The sequence below is a fragment of the bacterium genome, assembly GCA_019695335.1.
In the GTDB taxonomy this organism is placed as follows: domain Bacteria; phylum CLD3; class CLD3; order SB21; family SB21; genus JABWBZ01.
Genome location: JAIBAF010000041.1, coordinates 24618 through 32311 on the forward strand (window position 1 = coordinate 24618; position 7694 = coordinate 32311).

Here is a 7694-nt window from a genome sequence, read left to right on the forward strand (position 1 = left end):
TTATTAAAACGGAAAGTGAATAGGCAGGCATACGTTTACAATTTAATTACTCTCACTTGCTGGATCTGTTTGGGAGTCTTTTTAAAGACTTTGAAAGATAATTTTTGAAATTCAATGCTTTCGCCAACGGCAGGGATATGACCGAAACGATCATTTAAAAAGCCCGCCAAAGTTTCGTAATCCGCGTCGTCTGGCAATGTAACCTGGAATTGATGATTGAAATCAGTAATGCGCATCTTTGCATTAACGGTAAAGCTTCCGTCAGGATTGGATTCAAAATCTTTCTTTTCTTCGTCGTACTCGTCCTGAATTTGTCCCACGATTCTCTCTAAGATATTTTCCATAGTTACAATACCGCTTGTACCGCCGAATTCGTCGATCACAATACCCATGTGGACGCGTTGCTGCATAAAATCCTGCATTACACGATTGATGCTGGTCGTCTCCGGGGCAAAATACAAAGGCCGTAAAATTTTTTCGAGATCGGTATCTTGCGCACTAAGATCGATCTTAAAAAGATCTTTTACATATAAAATTCCTGCAAGCGTGTCAATAGTATCGCGAAAAACCGGGATTCGCGTGAAACCGCTTTCAACAGCCAGTTTGAAATTTTCTTGAAATCCGTTTGCCAGGTCTAATGCAAAAACTTCCGTTCGCGGAACCATGATTTCTTTAACAGTCGTTTCGGTGAAATTAAAAATATTTTCAATCAACTTGTATTCAGTTGCATCGATGACGCCGCTCTTTTTTCCATCCGCAATGAGCAGCCGTATTTCCTCTTCAGAATGAGTTAATTGCTCGCCGGCAGGATGAATACCGATCAGACGAAGTATTAAATTTGCACTGCCGTTGAGTAAAAAAATGAACGGTTTGAACACAACATAAAATAATTTGAGCGGGAAAGCGATGCCAAGCGTAATCGATTGAGGATATTGGATCGCCGCCGATTTAGGAGCTAGTTCACCCAAGGTAATGTGCAAAAAAGTAATAATGGAAAAGCCGACTGTAAACGATATCGCGTGGATGACATTCGGGTTGGTCACGCCGATGAAATCGATCAACGGTTGTATCATGCGGGAAACAGCCGGTTCACCGATCCAGCCCAAACCGATGCTGGCGATCGTAATCCCCAATTGCGTGGCCGATAAATAAGCGTCTAAGTGTGTAATCAGATCCTTGGCAAGTTTGGCGCGGCGGTCGTTAGCCTGGATCAGCGTTTCAATCTGTGTCGAACGCACTTTGACAATGGCAAATTCAGCCGCTACAAAAAAACCGTTGGCGAAAACGAGCAACAAAACCGCTATAATTTCAAAAAACACACATCTCCTGAATTTTAGTTATAAAATACAAAAGGTAATCCGTACAGATTACCTCTGAAAAATAATTCCTGTTTAATTTTTGTTATCGCCGGCTTTTGATAAATTCATCAACGATTTTATTAATTTCTTTTTCAGAAAGTCCTTTTGAGCCGAACGTTACAGATGTTTCGGTTTTTTTAACGGTAGTTTTTTTAGGCCGGGAATCGAAAGCCGGAATATTTTTTTTCGGCGAGGTTTCGGAATGTGAAGAAGAAACTGAAGCCTTACCGTGAACGAGCGACGACGTAAACGGGCGAATTTCAAAAGCCAGGCGTTTGATATTGATCAAGTGGTTTGGCATGATATTGTCAGTTGTAATCGATCCGCCGAGCGTACCCGGGCCTAATGTCATCGATGGCGCTACACCGGTTGTATAACCGACGGCGCCCAGAGTCGCGACCGTATTGACGCAAATCCGGAAAGCCGGTTTCTCAAGCCCGAATTTCATAATCACATCCTGATTGGTCGAATGAATCGACATCGTGTGGCCGATACCGCCAAAGTTAAGAATTTTGATACACAACTCGCATCCGGCTTCCCATCCATCGACAAAAAACATGGCTAAAACCGGCGATAATTTTTCAGCCGAAAGCGGATCGGATTTTCCAACTTCTTTACAGGGGACGACCAGGATCGTCGTGTTCTCAGGAACAGACAATCCGGCTTTTTGTGCAATTATATGAGCCGGAAGGCCAATTATTTCAGTATTGAGTCGGCCGGTCGGAAACATGAGCTTTTGCAATTTAGCTTTTTCATCGTCATTGCAGACGTAGGCACGGTTATTTTTTAATTCCGTCAGAACCTGCTCTTTGAGTGACATATCGGCAACCAATGAATTTTCCGAAGAGCACAATAATCCGTAATCAAAACATTTACCGGCAACAATATCAGCAACGGCCTTTTTTACATTCGCCGTTTTTTCAATGAAAGCCGGCACATTGCCGGAACCGACTCCTAGTGCGGGCTTGCCGGAACTGTATGCTTCACGGACAATGTTGGGGCCGCCTGTCGCTAGAATGACGGAAGTTTCCGGCGCTTTCATTAACGCTTGGGTTCCTTCGAGCGTCGGATGTTCAATATAGGTGATTAATCCGTGAGGCGCGCCATTCCACTCTGCTGCTTTGCGAAGAATTTCAGCTGCTTCAACCGTGCACTTGGCCGCTCTCGGATGCGGCGCAATGGCAATACCATTACCGGATTTGAGCGTGATCAAAATTTTGTACATCACGGTTGACGTCGGATTGGTCGTCGGAATAATTGCCGCGACGACGCCCATCGGTACGGCAATTTCATATAATTTCCGTTTTTCATCGTGATGGATAATCCCGACAGTTTTCATATCTTTGATGTAATCGTAGACGTCACGTGTTCCGAATTGGTTCTTTACAATTTTGTCTTCATAGCGGCCCATCCGTGTTTCTTCGGCAGCCATTTTGGCCAATCGGTCTGCTGCCTCAAAACCGGCATCAGCCATAGCTTTGACGATTTTGTCAACCTGTGCTTGCGAAAATTTGGCAAACTCAAGCTGAGCCGCTTTCGCCTTACGCACGGCATCGCGTGCTTCCTGTATTGCGAGAAGATCCTTGTCCATATTGTTTGGAATGATTAAATAACTCGTCAAAAAACTGGGTTCAATATAGAAATTCAAACGGTGAGTATCAATAAAAATAAGGCTGTTCGACCATAAGTGCCGAACAGCCTTTGCAAAATTCGCACAGCTTAACCGGCTAAAGCTTTGTCAATTTGAGCTTGCGAACAGTAGCCTTTGGCGACCAGAACTTCACCGATTTTTTTACCGCTGGCTTTTTGTTCGGCCAGTGCTTCATCCAACTGGGCTTTGGTAATGACACCTGAGTTAACGAGTGTGTCTCCTAACATTGCCATGGGATTGCTCCTTTTCTTATAGTTATTTAATGAGTGAGTTAATGGGTATAAAATTTTTTTCCTAATTGTTGCATCTGTCGGAGGTAATCACAGGGTTTGAAACGCTCTCCGAACGTCTGTGATAACCGATCCAACGCGCTGACTATTTTATCCAAGCCTTCCGTGTCTGCATATCGTAATAAACCGCCGAAGAATGGAGGAAATCCTGTTCCGAAAATCATTCCAATATCGACGTCTTCCGGTTTTTCGACAATGCCTTCTGTAAGACACATCGCTGCTTCATTGATCATTGCGTACGTCATTCGTTGAATCATGTTTTCAGACGAAATTCCAGTTGTAGGTTTGGGCTGGATTAAGGAATAAACTGTCGGATCAATGATTGGTTTTCCGTTATTATGTTTATAAAAGCCCAAACCACCCTTTTTGCCGAGCCGTTTGTCGTTGTATAATTTCTCGACTGCGTGCGAGCCCTGAACACGATTACCGAAGGCTTCCTGAAAAATATGGCCAACTTTATAAGCGACGTCGATTCCGACTTCATCGAGCAATAAGCACGGTCCCATCGGCATACCGAAATCGGTCATGGTTTTATCAAGAGTTTCGATGCTCACGCCTTCTTCAAGCAGAAACCCCGCTTCGTTAAGATAAGGCATGAGGAGGCGATTGACCAAAAATCCAGGACCGTCTTTAACGACGATCGGCGTTTTGCCGATTTTTTTTGAAAATTGATAAATGGCGGCAACGGTTTCATCAGAAGTATGTCGGCCCCGGATAATTTCAACAAGAGGCATTCGATGAACCGGATTAAAAAAATGCATACCGATAAAATTTTCAGGACGTTTACAGGCCGTAGCCATTTCAGTGATCGAGAGAGACGATGTATTGGAAGCAATGATCGTGTCTGTATTGACATGCGCGTCGAGTTCGGCGATGACTTTTTTCTTGATATCCATATTTTCAACGATCGCTTCGACCACAAGTTCAGTGCGTTTAAATCCTTCATAATTTAACGAACCCGAAATGAACGACATCTTACGGTCTAATTCCATTTTCGTGATTCGTTTTCGTTTCAATTGCTTGTCAAACACCTTTCGGGCCGATGACAATCCAAGGCCGATCGCCTGATGGTTAATATCTTTGAGACGGACATCGACGTCATTAGCCGCAAAAAGTTGTGCAATACCTCCACCCATAACGCCCGCACCGAGAACGCCGGTATATTGAAAATCTTTCGCTTTGATGCTGTTTTTTGAAACGCCATTGCTTTTTTTTATGAGCTCGGTCAGATAATAGATCCGGATCAGGTTTTTTGAAATGGGTGTTACGATCATTTCACCGAGATACCGGGCTTCGATTTTCAATCCCTCGGATAGCGATTTTGAAAAACCTTCTTTAACGGCCTGCAATGCGCAAAGCGGGGCGGGGTAATGGCCCTTGGTTTGTTTCAACACACTTTTCCGCGCTTGGCTATAGATCAAACCTTTGCCGGGACCTTCAAGTAAACGGTTGACAAGCCCTTTGACTTTTCGCCGTTCAATGTATTTTTGTTTTTTGCCGGATATGATTTCGTTCACAAATTCTTCGGCGTATTTTTCTGGAAACGACGCCGGCACGACTTTGTCTACTAAAGCGTTTTTATAAGCGCGGCCGGCGTCAAGCGCTTTTCCTGTCAGGATTAATTGTAATGACCGTTGCAATCCGATCAGTCGAGGCATTCGTTGTGTGCCTCCAAAACCCGGAACGATGCCGAGCATCACTTCCGGTAAACCGATACGTGTTTTCGGATGATCGGTCGCAAGTCTGTAATGACACGCTAAAGCGAGCTCGGTCCCGCCTCCCATACATGCGCCGTTGATCAGGCAAACAACGGGAAATGGCAATCGTTCGATTTTAGTAAAGATTGCTTGTCCGGCGGAAGCGGCCGCTTCGCCGACTTTTGCATCCGTGATGTTTTTGATTTCATCAATATCCGCTCCGACGATAAATATACCATCCTTGGCGCTGGAGATAACGCAAGCTTTGATCGTAGGAGCATTTTGCTGCAACCAATCGGCCACGCGGTCCAGTGATTGCATGACCGGTGTGGACAGTTTATTAAACTTTTCAGCAGGATAATCAAAAATGAGATGGGCAATCTCATTTTCGATTTTCAGAGTAATTCCAAATAAGTTTTCCATGTCTTACTCCTCTTTTTAGAGGACAGTCAATTTTTAAACTATCATGAGTCATAACTAATTCGATTTTTGCGCCACATAGATAATACCGGGATAGGGCACGAAAGATCGGATAAATATTTCATTTTGTACCTGCATTCCTGCGTGAGTGATGAGCCCACGCCACGATTCCGGCGAGCGGTAGTTTGGCCGATGACGGTTCTTCAAGCCGTAAACACCCGTCCAGAGTTTCAGGCTCTCTTCGGCGTACGTGTATCGGTATTTCCAGCGAGGCTTCGTAGTGTTGTCTTTGATAAACAATGCGCCTCCAGGCATCAAAGATTCTGTACACGCCGAGATGATGCGCTTCTGAACATCATCCGAAAAAAAACACAATACATCAACCAACAAAATCGCCGTGCTCGGCGGTATTTGAATATTCGCAATGTCTCCATGTTCGAAACGGGTTTCCGCCAGTCCACGGCTCAGTTGCCGCGCAGCATCAAGCCGTGACAAAGATGCCTCCATGCCAATAACCGACAGACGGTACCGCATCGAAAGAAGAATACCGATTAGTCCGTACCCGCAACCAAGGTCGACGACAGTACCTTCTCGTTCCGAAATATGTTCTTCGACGGCTTTCATAACAGGCTGCAGGCATATCAGTCGTCCGAAAATTTTTACCAAATCCGTACTATGCTGAGACGAGCAGGCGTCGACAATTCTCTGAAAATCGTTCCGGCTGAGCGGTCCTTTGCCGAATAATTGGGAAATCCAATACAATAACCAACCTGTCATATGCTCAATACCTGCTTGTCTTGCAGAAGAAAGTCAATTTTAAGATAAATTACGGTACTTCGATTTTATTAATGATCTGTGTAATGACTTCTTCGCTTGTTTTTTCTTCGGCCTCGGCTTCATACGTCAGGATAACTCGGTGACGCAACACATCCATGGCAATCGCACGGACGTCTTCAGGAACAACGTAACCGCGACGTTTTAGAAAGGCAAAAGCTTTCGAGGCTAATACAAGATTGATCGAAGCACGCGGCGAAGCGCCGAAAGCAATCAGCGGTTTCAATTCGGGCAATTGAAATTTGCCAGGATCGCGTGTGGCGAAAACAATATCCAGAATATAATGCTCGATTTTTTCGTCGATATAAATGTCGTTCACGGTTTGACGAGCGCGCTTGATGTCGTCCGGAGAAATAATCGCTTTGACTTTAGGCGTGTCAACGGTTTTGGCCATTCGCCGGATGATTTCCAGTTCTTCTTCTCTCGACGGATAACCGATTTTAAGTTTGAGCATAAAGCGGTCTACCTGTGCTTCGGGTAGCGGATACGTGCCTTCCTGTTCGATCGGGTTTTGTGTGGCGAGAACCAAAAACGGTTCGTCCAATTTATGCGTGGTATCGCTGATCGTCACTTGCCGTTCCTGCATCGCCTCGAGTAAGGCGCTTTGAACTTTTGCGGGCGAGCGGTTGATTTCATCGGCGAGGATTAAATTGGAAAAAATCGGACCTTTTCGTGTGTAAAAATTGCTTTCTTTCTGATTATAGATCAGCGTACCGAGTAAATCGGCCGGCAGCAGATCCGGTGTGAATTGTATTCGCTGAAATTTGGTTTGTACCGTATCGGCCAATGTTTTAATAGTCAGCGTTTTGGCAAGACCGGGAACGCCCTCGAGTAAGATATGTCCGTTCGCTAAAAAAGCAACTAACAACCGTTCGATCATGTACTTTTGCCCGACGATGACTTTGCCGACTTCCATCGTGATCATGTCGACGAAAGCGCTTTCACGATAGATCCGTTCATTTAATTCTTTGATATCCGTAGCCATACTTTAATGCTCCACTGTTTCAACTTTTATTACAACAATCGTAATATCGTCCTGTTGCTCCGAACCGGGGGCAAAGGCATCCACCGCTTCGATAATCTTTTTTTCAATTTCTTTGGCCGGTAATAATTTATTGTCTTCAATGATTTTTCTCAAGCGTTCTTCGCCAAACATTTCATCCATTTCGTTGAATACTTCCGTCACGCCGTCGGTATAAAATACGATGATGTCGCCGTTGTCAATCATTTGAGTCATCTGGACATATTCCTGATTATTCAGAAAACCCAGAACAATGCCGCCACGGTTAAGGCGAACGAAATCGCCGGTGCGTTTGTAAATCAACGGAGGACAATGTCCCGCGTTGGTGTAATACATGATCAACGCTTCGAAATCGATAATGCCGTAAAAAAAAGTAGCATAAGTATTTTCAGCCGTATTGGCACACAGCATGTTATTGAGAGC

The 7694-nt window shown here is 44.6% G+C and carries 7 protein-coding genes; all 7 read right to left on the reverse strand.

Annotated features, from left to right (window positions below; translation table 11 throughout):
* Nucleotides 1-35: 35 nt before the first annotated feature.
* Complete coding sequence (locus K1X84_11180; protein MBX7152197.1) at nucleotides 36-1319, reverse strand: hemolysin family protein; 1284 nt, start codon at nucleotides 1317-1319, stop codon at nucleotides 36-38.
* Between the two features lie 82 nt (nucleotides 1320-1401).
* Nucleotides 1402-2949, reverse strand: coding sequence for an aldehyde dehydrogenase family protein (locus K1X84_11185; GenBank protein MBX7152198.1), 1548 nt, complete (start codon nucleotides 2947-2949; stop codon nucleotides 1402-1404).
* Nucleotides 2950-3077: 128 nt separating this feature from the next.
* Complete coding sequence (locus K1X84_11190; GenBank protein ID MBX7152199.1) at nucleotides 3078-3242, reverse strand: hypothetical protein; 165 nt, start codon at nucleotides 3240-3242, stop codon at nucleotides 3078-3080.
* 38 nt (nucleotides 3243-3280) lie between these two features.
* A complete protein-coding gene (locus K1X84_11195) occupies nucleotides 3281-5419 on the reverse strand; it encodes an enoyl-CoA hydratase/isomerase family protein (GenBank protein MBX7152200.1) in 2139 nt (712 codons plus the stop codon).
* Nucleotides 5420-5473: 54 nt separating this feature from the next.
* The gene (locus tag K1X84_11200; protein ID MBX7152201.1) at nucleotides 5474-6193 is read right to left on the reverse strand and encodes a class I SAM-dependent methyltransferase; all 720 of its coding nucleotides are present in this window, start codon (nucleotides 6191-6193) and stop codon (nucleotides 5474-5476) included.
* 49 nt (nucleotides 6194-6242) lie between these two features.
* Nucleotides 6243-7235 carry a MoxR family ATPase gene (locus tag K1X84_11205; protein ID MBX7152202.1) on the reverse strand — a complete coding sequence of 331 codons (993 nt, stop codon included), beginning with the start codon at nucleotides 7233-7235 and terminating at the stop codon, nucleotides 6243-6245.
* A gap of 3 nt (nucleotides 7236-7238) precedes the next feature.
* Nucleotides 7239-7694, reverse strand: a 456-nt coding sequence (locus tag K1X84_11210; protein ID MBX7152203.1) for a serine/threonine-protein phosphatase, incomplete at its 5' end; no start/stop codon positions are given.